Below are 18,918 nucleotides of genomic sequence, written 5' to 3' on the forward strand. Positions count from 1 at the left end.
GCGGCGGCCCCGGCTCAGCCCAGCGGCAGCGGTTCGGCCAGCGGAGCGCGCCGAGTGGGTTGCTGGTGCATCTGCACGCGGAGCATGAGCCTGTCGATGAAGCGTGCGGGCGGTGAGTAGCCATCGGTCTTGGCCAGCAGGAAGTCAGTGACCAATAGCGTGCGTGCCTTGACCGTTGTGGCGCCCTGAGTAATGCCGGCGGATGCGATCTCCTGAGCGAGGGCGTCGAGGTCGCGTCCGAGGGCTGCGTACAGACGCCGTGCTGCGGCGTCGACGAGTTCGATCGCATCCCGGGTGGCTCCGCGGACCAGCCACTGGTGTTCCTTGAGTTCGTCGGCGTCCGTGGTGTCCGGCGGGGGATAGGCAGTGGTGGCGATGTCGTGGTGGTGGGTGCGCTTGGTGGCTGCGCGGAAGTCGGGGTCGTCTGCGAGTTCCACGGCCATACGTTGCTGTTCTGCGGCCCTACGGGCGTTGTCGTCCTCCTCGCGGCTTTCCTGGGCGCATTCGTGTTCGGCGAGGAAGAGGTCGCGTTCGGCGGTCAGCTCGGTGTGCCAGGCGGCTCGTGCGATCCACATGTGGGGGAGGCCCTCGGCCATGAAGCACATGACCACCGCGGTGACATGACCGGTGCGGCGTGAGGCGGCCTTGCGCAGCTTCCGGAGTCGCCGGGCGGCTTCCGGGGAGAGCTGCTGTTCCACGGTGGGCCCGTCGGCGAGCGGGTCGGCGTCGTCCAGGAGGACGAAGTCCTCGGCGGTGAAGGCGTCGTGGCCGTAGTAGAGGACACGGGCGCCACACCTGTGGGCGAGGGCGATGAAGTCCTCCGCGTTGACCAGGTCCTCCTCAAGAAGGACGTGCGTGTCCCCCGGTTCGGGCACCGCAGCCAGCGGGTTGAGGCCGCTCGCAGCCGCCAAAAGAGGGATCTCTTCCACAAGTTTCCGCAGGTCCAGTGTGGTGCTGGTCCGAGTCGCCGTGGTCATGGGCAGCCGCCGTCGAGCCAGGTCTGCGGAAGCATCCACCCGCCCTGCCTCCCACTCCCGGCCAGGCACGGGCGGTGCTGGCGCACCACTACCCGAACATCGTGGAGGGGTCACCCAAATTTGGGTGACCCCTCCACCGCGGCACCGGCCCTCTGTCCCCACATCCGCGTACGCGGTCGAGTCCCGGTCGTGCCGCATCCGACCTCCATCACCGGGCCGGCCGCGGCCCCGTGTTCGGCGTACCAGGACACCGGGACCAGGCCGCCGCAGTCGTACCGGCGGCACGCGCGCTCCTCCCCCGACCGGGCGGACGGGACGCCGTGCCGGACCACCCCGTCCGCCGTCCTCTCTGCGGTGCCCCGCAGGGCGGCCGGCCACGCCACGGTCACCCGCAGGCCACCCGACCCCGACCGGAACCGCTCGAACACCCGCACCTCCCCCACCACCGCCAACGGCGCCGTTCCCAGCTCAGTCAGCCAGCCCACCGACGCCCCGAACTCCCCCACCGTCAGGGCGGCCAGTGCATCGGCGTCCGCATCGGTGGACCAGCCGGACAACTGGTCCTAGGTGCCGAAAGACGCCTCAGCCGCGCAGACTCGCCACAACTGCGCACGTCACATGGATGCACTCACATGGCGGGCGTCGGGGTGCCTCCGGGGTCGTCCGGGAGCGTCCGGAGCCGTCCGACGACCCTGTCCACGCGGCCCCTACTCCCTCATGGTTGTCCGAGAGTCGCTCCATAGCCCGGACGGCTTCACGGGGTTTCGTTCGCAGCGGACCCCACCGTCGTGACGCAGATCATAGATCTGCCATCTGTGGCCCGTGTCTTCGGACACGGGCCACACGCATTCCGGGGCCTACGTCGGCGCCCTGTCAGCTCTCGGGCACGGCGCGGCGTGGACACCCGGGCGCCTCTCGCGACCACCGGTCGCCCGGCACGGCGCGAATCCCCCGCTGGGTTGGCCGCTCCGGCACGGCGTGGTCAGGTCCGGTACACGGTGAGCTCCCCGGGGGTGTGGGTGGCGGGCCGTTCCCAGCCGGAGGGCGTGTCCTGCGGCGTGGGGTCGGCCTGCGGCCGGACGGTGAGGGTCTGGGGCAGGGTGAGGGCCGGGTCCTGGATCAGGCCGGGGGCCGCGTCGAAGTAGTAGAGGCTGGCGGAGGTGTCGTCGGTGACCAGGTGCGGGCCGGACCAGGCCAGGGGTGCGCTGCTGATCGTTGTCGCGCTGGTCACGGGTTTGGTGAACATGCGGCGCAGGCGTACCAGGGCACCGGGGGTGATCACGCCGTCGTCGGTGGTCTGGGTCAATGGGGACGGCTCGGTCTCCTCTTCGGGTCCTTCGGCGGGGATCTCGCCGGCCAGGAGCAGGGTGAGCATGATCGGGACGGCTTTGCGGCGCAGTTGCTGGGTGGTGTCGCCGAGGCGGTGGATGTGGTCGGCGGGCAGGGACAGGGCGAGGGAGACGGCTTCGCCGCCGACGCTGACGGAGACGGCGGAGCAGCACCATTCGGCGCCGTATTCGAAGGTGTCGTAGACGGGTGCGCCGGGGCGCAGGCGGTTGAGGCGTTCCAGGAGGGTGCGGGTGCTGGTGATCGTGCGCTCGGTGTAGGCCTCGGGCTTGTAGCGGGAGACGTGGTCGGCGTAGCCGGCCGGGTCGAGCTGGCCGAGGAGGGACTTGCCGATGGCGGTGGCGTGGCCGGCGTAGCGGAAGGGGATGTCCTCGCGGACCGGCGGGGTGGTGTCGGCGGTGGAGGCTTGAGGGATGCGGATGTCTCCGGCGGTGTAGCGGCCGAAGTAGATGGCGGCGCCGATCTCCTGGCGGGTGATGGCCAGGGTGCGCTGGAGCTGGGCTGTGGCTCCGGCGCCGCCGGGCAGGGCGAGGCGGTCCAGGGCGAGACCGGGGGCGAAGACGGTGTCGGTGATGGGGTCGGCGAACTCCTCCTCGCAGAGCATGTTGAGGATGGGGGTGAGGGTGGTCTCGGGCAGGCCGGTCTCCTGGCTGATCTGCCGGATGTCGACGCCGAGGCGGTGGCCCTGCAGGACGCGGACCACGGCCAGGGCGCGGCGGGCCTCCCGCAGGGCCTGGCTCCTCGTCGGCGCGGGCGAGCGCGCGGGTGTGGTGGTGGCGGGCCCGGCGGTGACGGGTGCGGGGTGGGTTCGTCGGCGCCGCGGGGCGCCGTCCGGCGGGGCGGGCTTGCCTTGGCGCCTGCTGCCGAGCATCCAGGTGCCGGGGGTGAGGGGGTAGTCCCAGGGGGCGGGCGGTGGTGCGGCGGTGAGGACGTGCTTGGCGAGGCGGGGGGCGGGCAGGGGGATGTCGCCGAGGTCGGGGTGGGTGGCGGTGGTGGTGCTGCGGGCCATGCGGGTGTAGGCGGCGGCCGGGACGGGTTCGGCGGTGCCGGCGTCCCACCATGGCGCGGGCGTGAAGGGTTTCCCGGCGGGCTGGGCCTGGCCGGCCCAGTGCTGGGCGTCCTGGTAGTCGCCGTGGCTGCTGTGGTCGAGGTAGAGGCAGTAGGCGGCGGTGCGGTTGCCGGCGCCGGCCGCGTACTGCCACCAGAAGCGGGCGCCGCTCTCGTCCCCGGCCAGGTGCAGGACGCAGGCGAAGACGAGCGCGCCGGTCGCAAGGGTGATGTCGGAGGCGAACACCGCGAGCCGGGAGGCGGACTTCGCGGCGTGGACTGCGGAGACGCTCAGCGTCCGCAGGGCCTCGGCGGCCCGCTCGGGGTGGACGGGGTCCTCGGCCGCCGGTTCAGGCCACAGCGGCCCGAGGCCGACCGTGTACGCGTCCGAGAAGCCGAGGGCGTCCCACGCGATGCCCCAGTACGCGTCGTAGGAGCTGTCGTGGAAGTCCCAGTACTCCGCCTGAAGGCGCGGCGGCAGCTGGGCTATGAAGCGGGGGCGGTCAGGCAGGCCCACGGCGCCGCCCGACTCTTCCGAGCCCCCTTCGCTCACCTGTCCACCTCGTGGCGCAGATCGTCCGGGCTGCCCGCGCGCGGAGGCGTGGCGGTGATGTCCGAGATCCCGACCCGCACCCCGGCACTCAGCAGCCGGCGCCCGACGCGCAGGACGTCGGGGCCGAACACCCGGGCGGCCAGCAACATCTCGATGAACGTCAGGTTGTCCTGCACGTTCCCTCCAACAACGGAACCTGTCCGCCACGGCCCCAACGGCCCGGCGGTGGAAGCGGGCGCTTCCACCGGTAAAGCGTCGCGAGGGGCCGATGTGTGCAGAGGGAAGTGCAAGAAAAATTATTACGTATGGTAATGAAGCTGATACTGCAACAGATGAGCGATGGGTGAACGCGATCTGATCAGATTCGCTCGGTTCAGCACATCGCCTCACTGATCGCCCCGGCGTGTGCGCCGGAGCACCACGCTCGCCGTCCCCGGCTCACACCACCCCGCGGCCGCGGGAACCCCAAACCGGCGTCGGACACACCAGCCCCTGCCTGGCCCCAGGCGTCCAAGGGTGCGCTACCGCGGCGCGCCCCCACCCGAGTTAGATGTACGTCGGGACCTCCGGCGGGACCGGCCAGGCCGGCACGGCGCCTGCGCGTTCGGCCGCTGCACGGCTGTGGTGCAGCTCCGTGCAGCGCAGGCCTCCGCCGGCGTGCCACTCCAGCGCCGGAAGGACTGCCCGGCCGTGCTCGGGGCAGGAGTCGGCCAAGGCCATGCCGCCGCAGTCGTGGTGTTGGCAGACGCACTCCTCGCCGGGGCCGACGTAGGACCCCGTGCCGGACCACCCCGCCCGCCGTCGGCTCCGCGGTGCCTCGCAGCATGGCCGGCCATGCCAGCGTCACCCGCAGTCCGCCCGCCCCCGAACGGAACCGCACCATCAGCTCCCGCGCCGGCAGCGACCACTGGGTAACGCCCGGTGCCACGGTGGGCATGGAATTCCTCCTGCTGCCATGAGGCGGGCTGTGTTGCCTGCCTGGGGTGTGCGCCGGGGCTGTGTCCGGCGCGGTTCCGCCCCGGAAGGGACGGACGTGGTGACCGCCGGCGCGAGCGGGTCGCGGGGGCGGAAGTCTGGTGGGCCGGGCCGGTGCTCCCGAAGCGGGATGGGGCACCGGCCCGGCGGGGCCGCAGCAGCCTGAGCGGCCGGTGGCTGCTGCGGGGGATCAGTGCGCCCGGTGCGGGCGCAGGCTCACGGGGCGGACCGCTCGGCGGGGGGATCAGGGTGGAGCCCGTTATGGCGAGGCGGCGTTCGGTGCGGTCCGCAAGGCGGATCCAGAGGTAGGCGTTGGCGGCGTCGACGCCGTTCCAGCCGCTGCCGACCTGGACGACTTCGCCCTCGTAGGTGGCGGGGGTGCGGTAGTCGCCCGGGGGAAGGGCTTCGGGGCCGCGCACCATGTCTCCCACCTGGTACGGCGCGGACACGGGGCCGGGGCGGCGTCCGGTGAGGCCGGCCACCGCGGTCATCCCTGTGCGCGTGCGGCGAGGGACAGCTTGAGCACCTGGGCCAGGTGCGGCCTTACGGCCTTGGCGGGAGGCAGGGGGAGTTCGTCGTCCGGTGCGGTGTCCCAGCGGATGCCGTAGGAAGGGGGCATTGCCACCCAGCTCTGCGGTCCGGAGCGGACGTCGACCCGGGGGCAGTCGGCGAGGAGGCTGCCGGTTCCTGGTTCCACGAACAGGGTGGCCGTGGTGTGCCCGGCGGTCAGACAAGGGATGTGGAGGTTCGTCGCGTCGGCGCGGAGCATGACGCCCATGCCGATGGCGTGGGCGACGACCAGGGCGTCGAAGTGCGTGCAGGCGATGATGACTCCCGCACCGGGGGCGGCTTCGAACGCCGCGGTGAGGTCACCGCTGTGCAGCGGCACCACGGTGTCCCCGACCGGGTGGGCCCCGGGGGTGAGGCAGTGCGGCGCCGCGGGGTCGGTCCGGCAGGTGCAGCCGGATCCGGTGCGCTGGCGGTGGCCGATCGCGACGGGCCAGCCGAGCCGCTGGTAGGCGGCGGCGCTCTCGATGGTGTCGCGGCCGTGCAGGACGTGCAGGATGTCGCCCATGTCGCCCCCCGTGCCCGCTTGGGAACCGTAGGTGATGGTCACGAGCATGAGGGTCCCGCTCAACCAGAAGGGCGACCCACAGGATTTCTGTAGGCCGCCCAACTGGCATATGCGCACCCCGTGTCAGGACACGAGTTCCATCCCGCGCACCAACCCCGACAGGGCGGCGGCCTGCGACGGGACGCCCCGTCGGACCATGTCGCCGACCAGCTCCCGGGCCATCGGGTGCGCGTGGACATAGTGCGGGGCGCGCTGCGCCGCCGCCCGCAGGGTGACCACGGCCTCCCCGGAGCGGCCCATGCGGTGCATGGCCCGCGCCTCGTCGATCCGGTAGTGGGTGATGCGCTCCCGGCTCGGCATCGCGGCGACGTCGACGTCGTCAACGAACGACAGCCCGGTGTCGGGGGCGTCGACTTCGACGCCGGCCTCGGTGGTGTGCACCAGGACGTTCGCCCGGGAGAACACGGTCTGCCACCGCAGATCGTGATGGCCGTCCGGAAGGCGCTCGGCGACCTCCAGCGCACGACCGGCCTGGCTCCAGGCCCCGTCGGCGTCACCGGCCCGTGCGCAAGCCACGACCTGACGCAGCACCAGAGCGCCTTCCAGCACAAGGACGTCAGTGTCCCCCGTCGCCGAGATCGGCTCCAGATCCCGCAGGGCGGCATCGGCGACCGCCTGCGTCTCGCGGGCCGAGCCCTGGTGGAGCAGGGCGCCGCACCGGTCCCAGGCGACGGCGGCCTTCACGATCGGGTCGTCCAGCTGGGTCGCGGCCCCGGCCGCGACTTCCGCCGCCACCCACGCCAGATCGGGCAGACCGGTCTGGTTGAGGGTCTGGCGGGCGTTGCGGGCCGCGTCGACCAGCAGGCGCAGGGCCTCGTCCCACTCGGCGGTGCCGCGCTCGTGCATCAGGATCGTGGTGTTCAGATCCTCCAGCAGCGAGGGCAGGAGGCCCGCGACCGCGGGGAGGTTCGCGCCCTGGCGGTGCCGGTTGGTGGCGGCGGCCTGGTCCCGGACACGCTGGACGTCGGCGGCCGGCCCGGACGGCACGAGACCGGGGTGGCCGGAGAGAATCAGCGAGGAACGGCGCAGCGCCGCGCGGAGCGCGGGCACGTGCGGGACGACGGAGCCCTGCTCGCGGCGCAGCCGGTAAGGCTGTCCCAGCAGCCAGACGACGTCGACCTCGCAGACGGTCGCCACGGCCGTGATCAGCGAGTACCGGTCCAACGGGAGACGGCCGGCCTCGACATCCTCAGCCCACCGCTCCGAGCGGCCCACCAGCCCGGCCATCTCCGCCTGCGTCAGGCCTGCCGCGATCCGGGCCACACGCACGCGCGCACCAATGCCGGTGTCGGGGGAATGGGTCATGACGGGCACCTCTCCGTTCTGGACTCCTCACCCGGACGGTACTCCCCGCAGGCGACCTGCGGATACTCCAACTGCCCAACAGGGACGGCCCGTACATTCGCAAGACGCGCCGCGCGCTGTCAGTGGCGGGCGTGAGGATCAGCGGATGGCAGACGAACCGACGGCGTACGAATCCGAGATTCTCGCCGCCTCCTTACGCGCATACCTGTCCGAGACCGGCTTCGCCTTCACCAGCGTGACCGCCGCAGAGGCGACCGCGGCCATCACCCGCGCGGTGGCCGAGTGGGCCAAGGCATCGGGCTGGAAGTGCCGGGAGGAAGCGTCTATGCGCTACATCGACCCGCCCCGCCCGATCGGCATGGGTTGCCGGATCACGTGGTGGCCGCCACGATCCGCCTACCTCGACCTCCGGCTGCTGCGCGAGGACGGTCCCCCGATCGCGGTGGAGATCGACCGTGAAGACATCGGCACCGCCGTGGACAAGCTCCGCGACGAAGCATTGCGCGGGCGTCCCGCGCTGTGGATCCGCTGGCACGGAGCGGCGCGGGCCGAACTCCCGGCCGGTGTCGCCCGCCTGCGTCTGCCGACGCGCGCGACCCGCTCCCCCATCATTGGGGTGGACCCGCCCATGCGCGAAACCGGTCGTCGTCCTCGATGGTTCCCCGGTCATGAGCGACGAGAGCGTGATCACCATCGCGATCCGGGGCCACGAGAAGGCCACCCTCGAAGCGGCCCACCGGATCTCGGCCCTCTTTCTGTCCAGCCGCCCGTGCCGGCTGCGGCGTACTCCTGGCGAGGACGAGATGGGGTTTCGGTGTACGAGGACGTCCACCAGGGCCCGGCTGAGGGCGAACCGAAGACGGAAGAGGCTGCCAGGGCGGTCCTCCCGTGATTCTGTCGGTGCGCCTCTGAGGCGGACGGTGTTGTGGGGCTAGGCTGTCCAGGCAGCCGTGGAGACCGGCTGGAGGCCTGCGGACCTGCCCGGACAGCCCGCTCGTGCGCCCAAGGGTGCGATACCCCGCTCTCCATCCCCACACGCTGTCCGCCTGGCTCAGTGCCTTCGCACCGGTCCCCTTCGTCCGGCTGCGGTCCGGGACGCACCCGAACGGAACCCGTCATGCCCTACAGCCGCGACAAGGCCGACCTCGCCATGTGCCGGGAAAAACTGGGGATCCCCGCCAACTACCTGCGGCGAATGCGGCAGCCGAACGGCCGGATCAGCCTGGACACTGAGGCACAGGGACAGCAGCAGTTGCAGGCTCTGCTGTTCGACTGCTTTTTCAGCCGCGGCGCCGAGCATCCCTTCGATCTCGCGGGCGGTCGCACCTTCCCCGACCTTCTCTCCTACCTCGGCTGGGTCGCACCCCAAGCCGACCGAATCATCCTCCAGGTCACCACGGCCGCCCGCGTCACGAGCTACCTCGTCCCGTACGTCAGAACGTTTAGCGACAACTCCCACGAGGTATCCGGCATCCCCGGCCTACGCCTGGAACGGCTCACCCGCAAGGCGCTGCTGCTTCGGCATCTGCCGACCGAAGGCAGGATCGAAGTCCGCGAGAAGATCGGTGAGGTCTCGCTCCAGGACATGCAGAACCTCCTGGAGGAAGAAGTCCGGGCATCGCGCTTCGACAACGAGACCAAAGACCGCCGCAGGCCTGCCTGGACACAGGACCACCTGACCACCGGTGAGGCGGCCATGGCCCGCCATTGGGCCCCGACCCCCACCACCGCCCTGCGTAGTGCCCTCCTGGCCCGTGCCAACCTATGGTGGACCAGCCACCGCCATCGCGCCCACCTCGCGCCCGCCCGCCGTAGCAACGCCGAGCGCTGCCTGCGCTGGGCCAACGGCAGCACCGCAGCCGAGATCGGCAGACTCCTGACCGACAGCCCCCTCAGGATTCCTGCCGCTCGATTCACACCACCCAGTGGCCCCGAGGACGTCGGCCTTATCCGCCTTGGCGACGGCATCCTGGAACTCAAGGGCGAGATCAGGGTCTAGCCGGTGCTTATTTGGCACGCGCAGGCCGCGGAGAGGACGTTGACCTGGTGGCCGGTAGTCTCTCGCGTACATGTCAGCGGGAGGGGTCGGTATGCAGGGGCGAAGCCGTCGGGTGGTCACCGCAATGGGGCTGGCGCCCCTTGTCGCAGTCTCCCTCGCCTCGTGCGGGGCGAACCCGGCGACCGACGGCCTGCCCGGTGACGCCCTCGGTGGCCGTCTCCAGACATCCGCCAGTCCTGTGCCGCGTCCGTTGACTGGTGCGCAGGCGGTCGCCGCGGTCCTCGCGCCGGCCGACCTGCCCGGGAACTGGACGGCGTCAAGTGAGGACCTAGATCCGACCGTCGGCGACGGTGAGCACGGCATTCGCGGCGTGGACGGTGACGCGGCGTGCGATGAGGTGGTCGCCGGGTCCTTTCGGACCGCGAAGCCGACAGCCTCGACCAGCAGAACGATGAGGGAAGCCACCCGGCAGACCGTGGTGGGAGTGAGTGTCGACGCGTACCCCAGCGTCGAGGGCGCCCACCAGCGAGTAGAGACGACGCGGCAGTTGCGCCAGAAGTGCCCGGTGGCCAAGGTCGACGAGTACACCGTGAGTTACGGGGTGCTGAGCACCCCCGAGCGTGGGGACGAGTCCTACGGCGTGCGGATGCGCGCGGATGACCAACGCTTCGACGAGATCGTGATCCGGGTCGGAGCGAGCACCGTGAGCGTGACCTTCGCCGGGACCACGGGCGATGACGCCCAACTGGTCGAGGCCGTCACCGCCCAGGCCACGGAAAAGCTCCGCCAAGCCGCCACGGGCTAGCACCCTCAGGATGGAAGTACAGCGGCGACAACTACGCATCCGTGCGAACCCTGGCCCGCAGGGCTGTGGAACACCTGCGTGCCACCGGCGCCGTCAACCCGGGCCGGCACCTGAGCACGACTTTCGCGCACGGCGCTGGTGCGCACTGCGATGCGCCGTCGTGGCTCCGTGCCCGACTGGCCGCGACCGTCAGACGGCCCGGCCGCCGCTTGAGTGTCTTGGCCTCGTACCGCGCGGGGCAGGGGACATCCGGCACCGCGCGGGGGGCTGGCCATCGGGTCGTGCAGCACCCGGTCGGGGCGCAGCATGGAAGAGAGCCTTCAGCAGGCGCGTGCCCTGGGCGGGCTCCGCTGAGGAGGGAGCCTTCCAGGATGGGTGCAGAAGACGAGCCGCTCCCAGGGGAGGAGCAGGACCGCCGGGCGGGGCCGTCGGCGCCGGGAGGGCTGCTTGATCTGCTCGGTGTGGCCGCCGTCGTATTGGATACCCGTGGGCGGATCGTGTTCTGGAGCCCGCAGGCCGATGAGGTGTTCGGTTACACCGCCGAGGAGGCCCTGGGCCAGTACGCAGCTCACCTGTTCGTCCACGAGGAGCACCAGGACCTGGTGGTCAAGCTGTTCGCCGAGGTGATGAGCACCGGGGCGAGCTGGGCCGGCGCGTTCCCCATCCGGCACAAGGACGGCGGCACGCGCCTGGTGGAGTTCCGCAACATGCGGCTGCTGGACGACCTCGGCGACGTCTACGCCCTGGGTATCGCCGCCGACCAGAGCACGTTGGCCCGGGTGGAGACCGACCTGGCTCTGTCCCAGCGTCTGGTCTCGCAGGCTCCCATCGGCATCGCCTTGCTGGACACCGGCCTGCGCTACCTGCTGGTCAATCCGGCCCTGGAGCGCATCAACGGCATTGCGGCCGCCGACCACGTCGGCAAGCATCCCCGCGACGTGCTGACGTTCCTCGATGTGGAGACGATCGAGTCCGCGCTGCGCCAGGTGCTGCTCACTGGCACGCCGGTGATCGACCAGTACACCGTCGGCCGTACCCCGGCCGACCCGGATCACGATCATGCCTGGTCGGTGTCGTACTTTCGTATCGAAGGCGCCAGCGGCCGGGTGATCGGGGTGGCGAACTCGGTGGTCGACGTCAGCGAACGCCATCGGGCCACCACCGAGGCGGACCGGGCCCGGCGCCGCCTCGCGGTGATCGCCGACGCCTCCGCCCGGGTCGGCACCACGCTGGAGGTGGAGAGGACCGCTCAGGAACTGGTCGAGGTCGCCGTGTCCGACCTGGCCGACATCGCCACGGTCGACATCCTTGACGACGTCCTCGCCTTCCGCCGTGCCGCGCCCTCCCACGAGCCGGGCCCGGAACTGTTCCGGTCGCTCGCCGTGGCCGCCGCCTACCCCACCCCTGCGACCACCGCCGCGCTGTCGGTCGGCGACCTCGCGGCATACGGGGCGGACCGGCTGATTACCCGCTGTGTCCATACCGGACAGCCGATCGTCGTCGCCCACGCCAGCGGCGCAGACCTGCAGCACATCGCCCGCGATGCCGACGCCGCGGCCGCCTTCGCCCAGGCCGGCGTGCACGCCTACCTCGCCGTGCCGCTGATCGCCCGCAATGAGGTCCTCGGCACTCTCGACTTGCTGCGCGCCCGCAACCCCCTCCCTTTCGACGAAGACGACGTGATCCTCGCCAGCGAGCTGGCCACCCGTGCCGCGGTCGCCATCGACAACGCCCGCTGGCACCAAAGCGTCCGCAACACCGCCGAAACCCTCCAGCGCAGCCTCCTGCCCAGCCACCCGCCCCCGCTCACGGGCCTGGAGGTCGCCTCGCTCTACCAGCCCGCCCAGGCAACCCACGAGGTCGGAGGGGACTGGTACGACGTCATACCCCTAGCCGACGACAGGACCGCGCTGGTGGTCGGCGACGTCATGGGCAACGGCATCGACGCCGCCGCCACCATGGGACGCCTGCGCACCGCCACCTGCGCCTTCGCCGACCTCGACCTCGACCCCGACCAGGTCCTCCAGCACCTCGACAAGATCACCCAAGGGCTCGAGCACTACATCGCCACCTGCATCTACGCCATCTACGACCCCCGCGATCACCGGTGCCGCATCGCCAACGCCGGACACCTCCCGCCCGTCCTCGCCCCGGCGGGCCACCGCACCCGGCTGCTCGACCTGCCCACCGGCGCGCCCCTCGGTGTCGGAGGCGTCCACTTCCACACCACCACCTTCGACCTGAACCCCGGCGACCGGCTCGTCCTCTACACCGACGGCCTCGTCGAAACCCGCCACCACCCCATCGACGAACGCCTGGACGCACTGCTGCACACGCTCGACGGACCGCGCCGGCCCCTGGCCGACACCTGCCAGTGGCTTCTGCACTCCCTGAGACATCCCGACGATCACGACGACGTCGCGATCCTCATCGCACAAGCCACGCCCGCGTGTTGACGCGGGCCGTGGGGCTCGAGCTGCGGATACGTTCGTCTGGACCGGCCACCTCGCCGGAGGTGCCGCTGCCTCTCTCGGAACGACCCGGCATTCGCCAGGTGGGTCGGTGACCCGAGTGAAGAGTCCACTTACGCGCAGATCGCCGCTAGGGTCTGCCGTTTGGATCTTGAGCAGAGTGGCTTCGGCGCAGGGAGAGAAGGATCAGCAGCGCGAAGGCGGCGAACGCGGCGCCCGTGCGTGCGTAGTTGAACGCCTCCCAGCGAGCCAGGATCTCGGCGTGATCGGCGGGTGCCGAGGTGGCCGCCCACTGCTTGATACGGCCGTTGATGGGGACGTTGCCGAGACGGGTGATCAGGAAGGACACAACAGCGAGGAGCCCAGCCCAGCCGGCCAGCCGCCGTGAGGCGCCACGCGTCATGGCGGCAAGCGCGAGCGCGCTGAGCGCCGACATGCCCATGGCGCCTTGCATGGTGATGCCGTTCATCTGCATCAACTGGGTGTGGAAGGACAGCCTCATGTCGAGCGGTACGGCGTTGAAGGTGGGCACAAGGTTGGCCGCTCCGTAGCCGAAGGCGCCGGCGAGGGCACCGGTGGACAGCAGGGCGAGGCCCTGGACGAGCCGGACGCGCATGCGGATCACTCTCCCGTCTCCGGTTCGGCGGGGGTGAGGGACCGCGTGAGCTGCTCGGCTCGTCGCAGCAGGCCGTCGGGGGTGAACTCCGCGAACATGTGGACTCGCGTGGACACCGGTCCGCCCTTGCGCATCCGGGCGTGGATCGTGAAGCGGGCCGCGATCCGGCCGCCGTCCGCGAACGCCTCGTGCACCTCGAACCGGAACTCTCGCAGGTTCTTGCGTACGGGGCGGAGGTGAGCGAGAAGGCGGTCCCAGTCGAGTGGTATGCCGTCAGCGACTTGAACGACGTCACGGGTGTAGTACCTGGACATCAGGTCAGAGGTGTCTTCCGAGCCATGGACCACGGCGTCGGTGAGGGTCGTGAAGAAGTCGGCGATGAACTGCTCGGGAGGTTTCGTGTGGAGAGTGGTCACCCATGCTCCTGCCATGCGGGGGCTGCACCCCAAAGTGATCTCTTACTTGCCTGTAAGATATAGCGAGCCTCTATTTCTGACAAGGATGTAAGAGTTGACTGCTTTCGAGACGCCCGGCGACTCGTCGCGGGCGCGGCCTCGCCGTCGCGCCGACGCTGAGCGCAGCAGGGTCGCCGTGCTGGACGCCGCGGTCCGGCTGCTGGCCGAGCGGCCCGATGCCGGAATGGCCACCATCGCCGCCGCGGCTGGCGTGACCCGCCAGACCGTGTACGCGCACTTCGGCACCCGTGACGCGCTGCTGGACGCTGTCGCCGACCGGATCACGGACCAGGCCATGGCCGCGATGAACGAGGCGGAAGAGAACGGCGGTCCCGCCCTGGACCAGCTGCTGCAGCTCCAGGACATCGGCTGGCGGCTGTTCGAACGTAACCCGGTGCTCCTCCAGCTCGGAAGCACCCGCGCCGGCACCGCCGCCGACCAGGCCCGCCATGAGCCCGTCGCAGCCCGCCTCGTCCGGCTGATCGAGAAGGGTCAGGCGTCAGGCGAGTTCGACCCCGCACCACCAGCCACCTGGCTGGTGGCCGCAGTTACCGCTCTCGGCCACGCAGCAGGCGACGAAGTCGGGGCGGACCGCATGTCAGTGGAGGAGGCGGCAACATGGCTACGGACCGCCACACTCGCCCTCCTAGGTGTCAGGCCCCGGAACCCGGCGCCCTAGGCGGTTCGCGTGGATCACCGGGCAGACCAGAGGTAAATGGCCGCAACATGCAGTCCGGCCAGGTAGATGGTCGCGGTCTTCTCGGGGAGGCGGTGGTGGGTGCCGTGGGTGGCTGGAAGCGGATGTCGCCGCCGTACAGGACCGTCCCGGGGTCGGGGGTGCCGAGGTCGATTCGAAGGTCCCGGAAGGATGCGGCACGGTGCTGCAACGCGCTCGCGTGACAACGCGTCGCTTACTGGGCGCCAGGTCACTTGCGCCGCCGCCGGCCCCCAGACGCGAAGCAGACCTCCTCCTCGGCTATCGCGAGGAAAGAGGTGTCATTTTCCGGAAAGGGCTTGCCCACCGTGTTTGACCTGCGGGAACGGAAGATCACCGGATTGGGGGGTTCACACCTCCGGTCACACTCCCGGTCCCCCGCCAGAAGCAACCCTCCAGACAACGGTCCAGCCCCCTCCCGGTACAACCCCCACCATCAAGCCCCGCCCCCGTACCAAGCCCTCTGTGCCGAGACACGCTAGATGTCACCTGGACACGTTTGTTGTCACCGTGTGGACTGATTCCCAATCACGGTTGTCAAGAAGTCCTTGATCCGGCCTGCTCGGCAAGGGCATTAGATCCCGGGCCCGCGGTAGTGGACTTTCGGCAGTGCCGCGGGGCGGCGGAGTTCCGTAGGGTCGCGTCCGTGAGAACAGTGATCATCGCCCGGGTGCCGGCACCGGTACTGTCCGCAGGCCTCTTCATCGGGGCGGTGGCAGCCGTTGGCACAGGTGTCGCCACTCTGTGGTGGGGCATACCCGCGGCGGTCTGCGCCTTCCTTGCGGGCTGGCAGCCGGGGCGGAATCGGAGCACGGGGGCGGCCTTGGTCGGAGTGCTCGGGGCCGCCGTGGTGGCTGTGCTGCTGGTGCCGGCGTGGCTGGGCTGGGCGAGCCAGTTCGTGGGGTTGCTGCTCGTGGCGGCGATGGTGCCGTGGTTCGCGGGCCGGTTCCTGCGCCAGTACCGCGAACTGGTCCGGGCCGGATGGGAGCGGGCCGCGCGGCTGGAGCGGGAACAGTATCTGGTCGCCGAACAGGCTCGGTTGCGCGAGCGGACCCGGATAGCGCAGGACATGCATGACCTCCTCGGCCACGACCTCAGCCTCATCGCCCTGTCCGCTGGGGCACTGAAGCTGGCCCCTGGTCTATCTGAGGACCACCGGGCCACCGCCCGGGACATCCGCACCAGGGCGGGAGCCGCCGTCGACCGGCTCGGCGAGGTGATCGGTGTCCTGCGCGAGCCGTCGGATCTGGCTCCGGGGTCCGAGCCCGGCGCCGGGCTCACGGAACTCGAGGGCCTGGTGGACCGGGCGGCCGCGGCGGGGCTTGACGTCCGCCTGCATGTAGAGGGCGAAGCGGCGGCCGGCGACGCGCTGCCGGTCATCGAGCGGGCCGTGCAGCGCGTCGTCCAGGAGGCGCTGACGAACGTTGCCAAGCACGCGCCTGGGCACCGGGCCAACGTCGTCGTCCGGCACGTGGAAGGACGGACCGAGGTCAGTGTGACGAATGAGCCAGTGCCCAGCGCGTCTACGGCCCACCATGACCGCGCCGCCCGTACCGCACCAGAGTCCCGGGTCTCGGCACCCGGCGACGGCCACCGCTTTGGGCTCATCGGCCTGGACGAACGCGTACGACTGGCCGGTGGCACCTTCACATCAGGTCCCGAAGGCGGCGGGTTCGCCGTCCGGGCCACGCTCCCGCACCGTCCCGGGGCCGTGCCCTCACCACACCGCGCCAAGCCCGGCGATCCAGGTGACGTACTACCTCCTGAGCACCGCAGTGCCCGTCGCCGACTGGGCCGTACCGCCGCCGCGGCCGTCCTGGTGCCGCTGTGCACCTCCGCGATACTCATCGGCGGGGTACGGGCGTGGGACACCATGACGGCACGGCAATCGGTACTCGCCCCGCAGGACTACGCCCGGCTGCACATCGGCCAGCCACGCGCGGACATGGCGCGGTATCTGCCCGAGCGCCAGACCACGCGCCGCCCGGCCGCGCCCACGCCCGCACCGCAGGATGCGGCCTGCGAGTTCTACGTACAGACCGCCGACCCGTTCGACGACCGCTCGGGGGACATCTACCGTCTCTGCTTCCGGGCCGGACGCCTGGTCTCCACCGACAACTACACCGGGAAGGACGTCCGATGATCCGGATCCTGATCGCCGACGACGAGCCCCTGATCCGCGCAGGCGTCCGCGCAGTCCTTGCCACCGACCCCGGCATCACCGTCGTCGCCGAGGCAGCCGATGGCCACCAGGCGGTGGAACTCGTACAGCGCCACCGCCCGCAGGTGGCCGTTCTCGACATCCGGATGCCCGGAACCGGCGGCATCGAAGCCGCCGCCGAGATACGAAGGACCGTCCCCGAAACGGGGGTTGTGATGCTGACGACCTTTGGCGAGGACGAGTACATCCTGCGCGCCCTGAGCGAAGGCGCCGCCGCCTTCCTGATCAAGTCCGGCGAGCCGGAGGAACTGCTCGCCGGTGTCCGGGCAGTTGCCGACGGCGCCGCCTATCTGTCACCGAAGGTCACGGCCCGCGTCGTCGCGCATCTCGCCTCTGGCGGTGCGGGAGCCCAAGCCAACCGCCGTTCCGCGGCCCGCGCCCGCGTCGAGGCCCTGACCGCGCGGGAGCGGGAGGTGCTCGGCTTCCTCGGCAGCGGGTTCTCCAACGGACAGATCGCGCGCCGCCTGCGCCTGGCGGAGGGGACGGTGAAGGCCCACGTCAGCTCGATCCTCGCCCGCCTCGGCGTCGACAACCGGGCCGCGGCGGCCGTGGTCGCGCACGAGGCTGGCGTGGTCCCGGTGCCGTCCGACCGGCTGCCGTACGTGGACAGCTGACACCGCCCGCAGGGCAATCGGCCGTACGTGGAGCCACACGGTCATCACGGCCGTCGCGCCGAGCGCCGCGCCCGCCAGGACGTCGTGCGGATAGTGCACCCCGACAAGCACCCGCAACAGGGCGGCCGCCGCGGCCACCGGCAAGGCCACGGCCGCGAGCCGAGGCCGTATCAAGACCACACCGACGGCCAGCGCGACGGCCAGGGTGGCGTGGTTGCTGGGGAACGACCAGTCGCCCGGCGCGGGACACGGCGCGAGGGCCGCGACCCCTGGCAGGGCCCGGCACGGACGTTCCTCGTCGACGAGGAGTTTGACCGCCTCACTGAGTCCATAGGCGACGACGGTCCCGGCGGCTGCCACGGCCACCCCGGCCAGCCCCGCCGCATCCCTGCGGCGCAGGGCGCTCCAGCCGACCCAGGCCAACAGCAGGCCCAGGAACAGCAAAGTGCCCTCACTCGCCGCTTCCAGGACGGTCTCAGCCCACGGCGGCCCGTCCGCCACGCTCCCGGTCAGCGCCCGGTAGGCCCGCACCGAGAAGCCCGCAGTGACGTGCACCGGCTCGTTCGCCCCCAGCACACCGCCGGGCGCCAGCCAGACCACGGCCGCTGCACCTACCCCGGCCGACGCGACCGCCATCAATAGCCGTCGACCCCATCCATATCGCTTGATCGAATCCATGCTGCCGACGGTAGGAACACCGCAGGCGGGGCGCCCTGGCCGAATGGCAGCCCGATACCCCGACGATCGTCAGGGTTGACCGGTACAGGCTGAAGGGACGGGACTGGCCTCGAAGATCCATAGGCCCTCACGGAGACGTGATCGTCATGCGGCAGCGGCTTCCATGGGCGGTGGTTGGGCTGAGTAGCTCGCCTCCTCGCCCGTCGGAGGCGAGCCGCGTAGATGTCGGCAAGCTGCTGGCTGGGAACGCTGCCGTCCCATACGACGAACGCGCCTCCGTCGAGAAGCGCCGCTCTGGCGGGTTCGCAGGCCCTGGTCTGGCCTCCCAGCATCCCGGCGAGTTCTGCCCGGTCCATCTGTCGCCCTTTCGCCTGCTGTCCTGCTGTCCTGCTGTCCTGCTGTCCGCTCAGTCGTCAAAGTGGAGCTCAGGTCGGGTCCAGAGGGTGAGGTCGCTGCTGGTGGCGACCGCCAGGGTCAGGCCGGAGGGCGAGAAACCGGCTGCGCGGAGTTCTGAGTACTCGGAGTGGAAGATGTGCCACCACGTCCCTCCCGCCGGGCCTTTGTGTGACCCGCCGTCGGCGGAAAGGATGACGCGGTCGTGGGGCCACTCGGGGCTGACGACGTCCAGGGTCCAGCCGTCTGGTGTGGTGCTGTGCAGGCCGCCGCCGAAGAGCCCGGCGATACGCACCGGCGTGCCCTCGATCGGGCCGAGCCCGGGGCAGGTGAGCTCTGGCGACGCGTCCGGAGTGCTGGTGTCGGGCTCTGGGTCCCGGTCGCGGGCGACCTTCTCGCCGGTGACCGCGTCGAAGAGTCCATGGCCGTCGCTGGACACGACCATGACGACGTCGTGCCCGCTGTCGGGATGGACGGCGAAGCCAATGCCGAGCAGACCCCCGATGGGGGTCCTGTGGTCCAGCACCGGCTGCCACGGCTCCGGGGCCGGCATGACGGTGGCGGCGATGTAGCGCTCGCGCAGCTTCTGCTGGTACTCCGTGATCAACTCGT

16 protein-coding genes and 1 pseudogene are annotated in these 18,918 nt (G+C 70.9%); 8 read left to right on the top strand and 9 right to left on the bottom strand.

Going from position 1 to position 18,918, the window contains the following annotated elements; all coding sequences use genetic code 11:
* Window positions 1-14: 14 nt before the first annotated feature.
* The gene (locus M4D82_RS00390; protein ID WP_249764071.1) at window positions 15-977 is read right to left on the bottom strand and encodes a hypothetical protein; all 963 of its coding nucleotides are present in this window, start codon (window positions 975-977) and stop codon (window positions 15-17) included.
* Between the two features lie 189 nt (window positions 978-1,166).
* Between M4D82_RS00390 and M4D82_RS00395 the strand changes: the two genes are divergently transcribed.
* Window positions 1,167-1,544: a hypothetical protein gene (locus M4D82_RS00395; protein ID WP_249764072.1), complete on the top strand. Its 378-nt coding sequence runs from the start codon at window positions 1,167-1,169 to the stop codon at window positions 1,542-1,544.
* Window positions 1,545-1,959: 415 nt separating this feature from the next.
* Here the strand turns inward: M4D82_RS00395 and M4D82_RS33950 are convergent, their stop codons facing one another.
* The 4 genes from M4D82_RS33950 to M4D82_RS00415 all read right to left on the bottom strand — a co-directional run bounded on the left by M4D82_RS33950 (window position 1,960) and on the right by M4D82_RS00415 (window position 7,339).
* Entirely contained in the window at window positions 1,960-3,924 is a 1,965-nt protein-coding gene (locus M4D82_RS33950; protein WP_283844427.1) for an IclR family transcriptional regulator domain-containing protein, read from the bottom strand.
* Window positions 3,921-4,100 carry a hypothetical protein gene (locus M4D82_RS00405; RefSeq protein ID WP_249764073.1) on the bottom strand — a complete coding sequence of 60 codons (180 nt, stop codon included), beginning with the start codon at window positions 4,098-4,100 and terminating at the stop codon, window positions 3,921-3,923. The genes M4D82_RS33950 and M4D82_RS00405 overlap by 4 nt, the downstream gene beginning before the upstream one ends.
* A gap of 1,286 nt (window positions 4,101-5,386) precedes the next feature.
* Complete coding sequence (locus M4D82_RS00410) at window positions 5,387-6,016, bottom strand: hypothetical protein (protein WP_249764074.1); 630 nt, start codon at window positions 6,014-6,016, stop codon at window positions 5,387-5,389.
* 81 nt (window positions 6,017-6,097) lie between these two features.
* Window positions 6,098-7,339, bottom strand: a complete 1,242-nt coding sequence (locus tag M4D82_RS00415) for a helix-turn-helix domain-containing protein (RefSeq protein ID WP_249764075.1) — start codon at window positions 7,337-7,339, stop codon at window positions 6,098-6,100.
* 145 nt (window positions 7,340-7,484) lie between these two features.
* Here M4D82_RS00415 and M4D82_RS00420 point away from each other — a divergent pair, with 145 nt between their 5' ends.
* From M4D82_RS00420 to M4D82_RS00435, 4 genes are all read left to right on the top strand, one after another.
* Window positions 7,485-8,231, top strand: a complete 747-nt coding sequence (locus M4D82_RS00420; RefSeq protein WP_249764076.1) for a hypothetical protein — start codon at window positions 7,485-7,487, stop codon at window positions 8,229-8,231.
* Window positions 8,232-8,456: 225 nt separating this feature from the next.
* The gene (locus tag M4D82_RS00425; protein ID WP_249764077.1) at window positions 8,457-9,338 is read left to right on the top strand and encodes a hypothetical protein; all 882 of its coding nucleotides are present in this window, start codon (window positions 8,457-8,459) and stop codon (window positions 9,336-9,338) included.
* 484 nt (window positions 9,339-9,822) lie between these two features.
* Complete coding sequence (locus M4D82_RS00430) at window positions 9,823-10,143, top strand: hypothetical protein (RefSeq protein WP_249764078.1); 321 nt, start codon at window positions 9,823-9,825, stop codon at window positions 10,141-10,143.
* A gap of 371 nt (window positions 10,144-10,514) precedes the next feature.
* Window positions 10,515-12,599 carry a SpoIIE family protein phosphatase gene (locus tag M4D82_RS00435; protein WP_249764079.1) on the top strand — a complete coding sequence of 695 codons (2,085 nt, stop codon included), beginning with the start codon at window positions 10,515-10,517 and terminating at the stop codon, window positions 12,597-12,599.
* Between the two features lie 145 nt (window positions 12,600-12,744).
* Here the strand turns inward: M4D82_RS00435 and M4D82_RS00440 are convergent, their stop codons facing one another.
* Together M4D82_RS00440 and M4D82_RS00445 are read right to left on the bottom strand one after the other, a co-directional pair.
* A complete protein-coding gene (locus tag M4D82_RS00440; protein ID WP_249764080.1) occupies window positions 12,745-13,230 on the bottom strand; it encodes an anthrone oxygenase family protein in 486 nt (161 codons plus the stop codon).
* A gap of 5 nt (window positions 13,231-13,235) precedes the next feature.
* Entirely contained in the window at window positions 13,236-13,646 is a 411-nt protein-coding gene (locus tag M4D82_RS00445; protein ID WP_249764081.1) for a nuclear transport factor 2 family protein, read from the bottom strand.
* 94 nt (window positions 13,647-13,740) lie between these two features.
* On the opposite strand from M4D82_RS00445, the gene M4D82_RS00450 reads away from it, so the two are divergent.
* From M4D82_RS00450 to M4D82_RS00460, 3 genes are all read left to right on the top strand, one after another.
* A complete protein-coding gene (locus M4D82_RS00450; RefSeq protein WP_249764082.1) occupies window positions 13,741-14,364 on the top strand; it encodes a TetR/AcrR family transcriptional regulator in 624 nt (207 codons plus the stop codon).
* 868 nt (window positions 14,365-15,232) lie between these two features.
* A complete protein-coding gene (locus M4D82_RS00455; RefSeq protein ID WP_249771349.1) occupies window positions 15,233-16,543 on the top strand; it encodes a sensor histidine kinase in 1,311 nt (436 codons plus the stop codon).
* On the top strand, window positions 16,540-17,235 hold the full coding sequence (locus M4D82_RS00460; protein WP_249764083.1) for a response regulator transcription factor: 696 nt from the start codon (window positions 16,540-16,542) through the stop codon (window positions 17,233-17,235). Before M4D82_RS00455 ends, M4D82_RS00460 begins: the two co-directional genes overlap by 4 nt.
* Window positions 17,236-17,325: 90 nt before the next feature.
* Here M4D82_RS00460 and M4D82_RS00465 read toward each other — a convergent pair.
* Window positions 17,326-17,913, bottom strand: a pseudogene (locus tag M4D82_RS00465) (phosphatase PAP2 family protein); the annotation flags it as partial.
* A 406-nt stretch (window positions 17,914-18,319) separates the two neighbouring features.
* Complete coding sequence (locus M4D82_RS00470) at window positions 18,320-18,913, bottom strand: hypothetical protein (protein ID WP_249764084.1); 594 nt, start codon at window positions 18,911-18,913, stop codon at window positions 18,320-18,322.
* Between the last annotated feature and the right edge of the window lie 5 nt (window positions 18,914-18,918).

The sequence above is a fragment of the Streptomyces sp. RerS4 genome (assembly GCF_023515955.1).
Classification (GTDB): Bacteria; Actinomycetota; Actinomycetes; order Streptomycetales; family Streptomycetaceae; genus Streptomyces.

Coding starts and splice junctions, on each gene's coding strand:
- M4D82_RS00440 (WP_249764080.1), bottom strand. CDS start 13,230: ATGCGCGTCCGGCTCGTCCAGGGCCTCGCCCTGCTGTCCACCGGTGCC.
- M4D82_RS00390 (WP_249764071.1), bottom strand. CDS start 977: ATGACCACGGCGACTCGGACCAGCACCACACTGGACCTGCGGAAACTT.
- M4D82_RS00425 (WP_249764077.1), top strand. CDS start 8,457: ATGCCCTACAGCCGCGACAAGGCCGACCTCGCCATGTGCCGGGAAAAA.
- M4D82_RS00420 (WP_249764076.1), top strand. CDS start 7,485: ATGGCAGACGAACCGACGGCGTACGAATCCGAGATTCTCGCCGCCTCC.
- M4D82_RS00435 (WP_249764079.1), top strand. CDS start 10,515: ATGGGTGCAGAAGACGAGCCGCTCCCAGGGGAGGAGCAGGACCGCCGG.
- M4D82_RS00415 (WP_249764075.1), bottom strand. CDS start 7,339: ATGACCCATTCCCCCGACACCGGCATTGGTGCGCGCGTGCGTGTGGCC.
- M4D82_RS00460 (WP_249764083.1), top strand. CDS start 16,540: ATGATCCGGATCCTGATCGCCGACGACGAGCCCCTGATCCGCGCAGGC.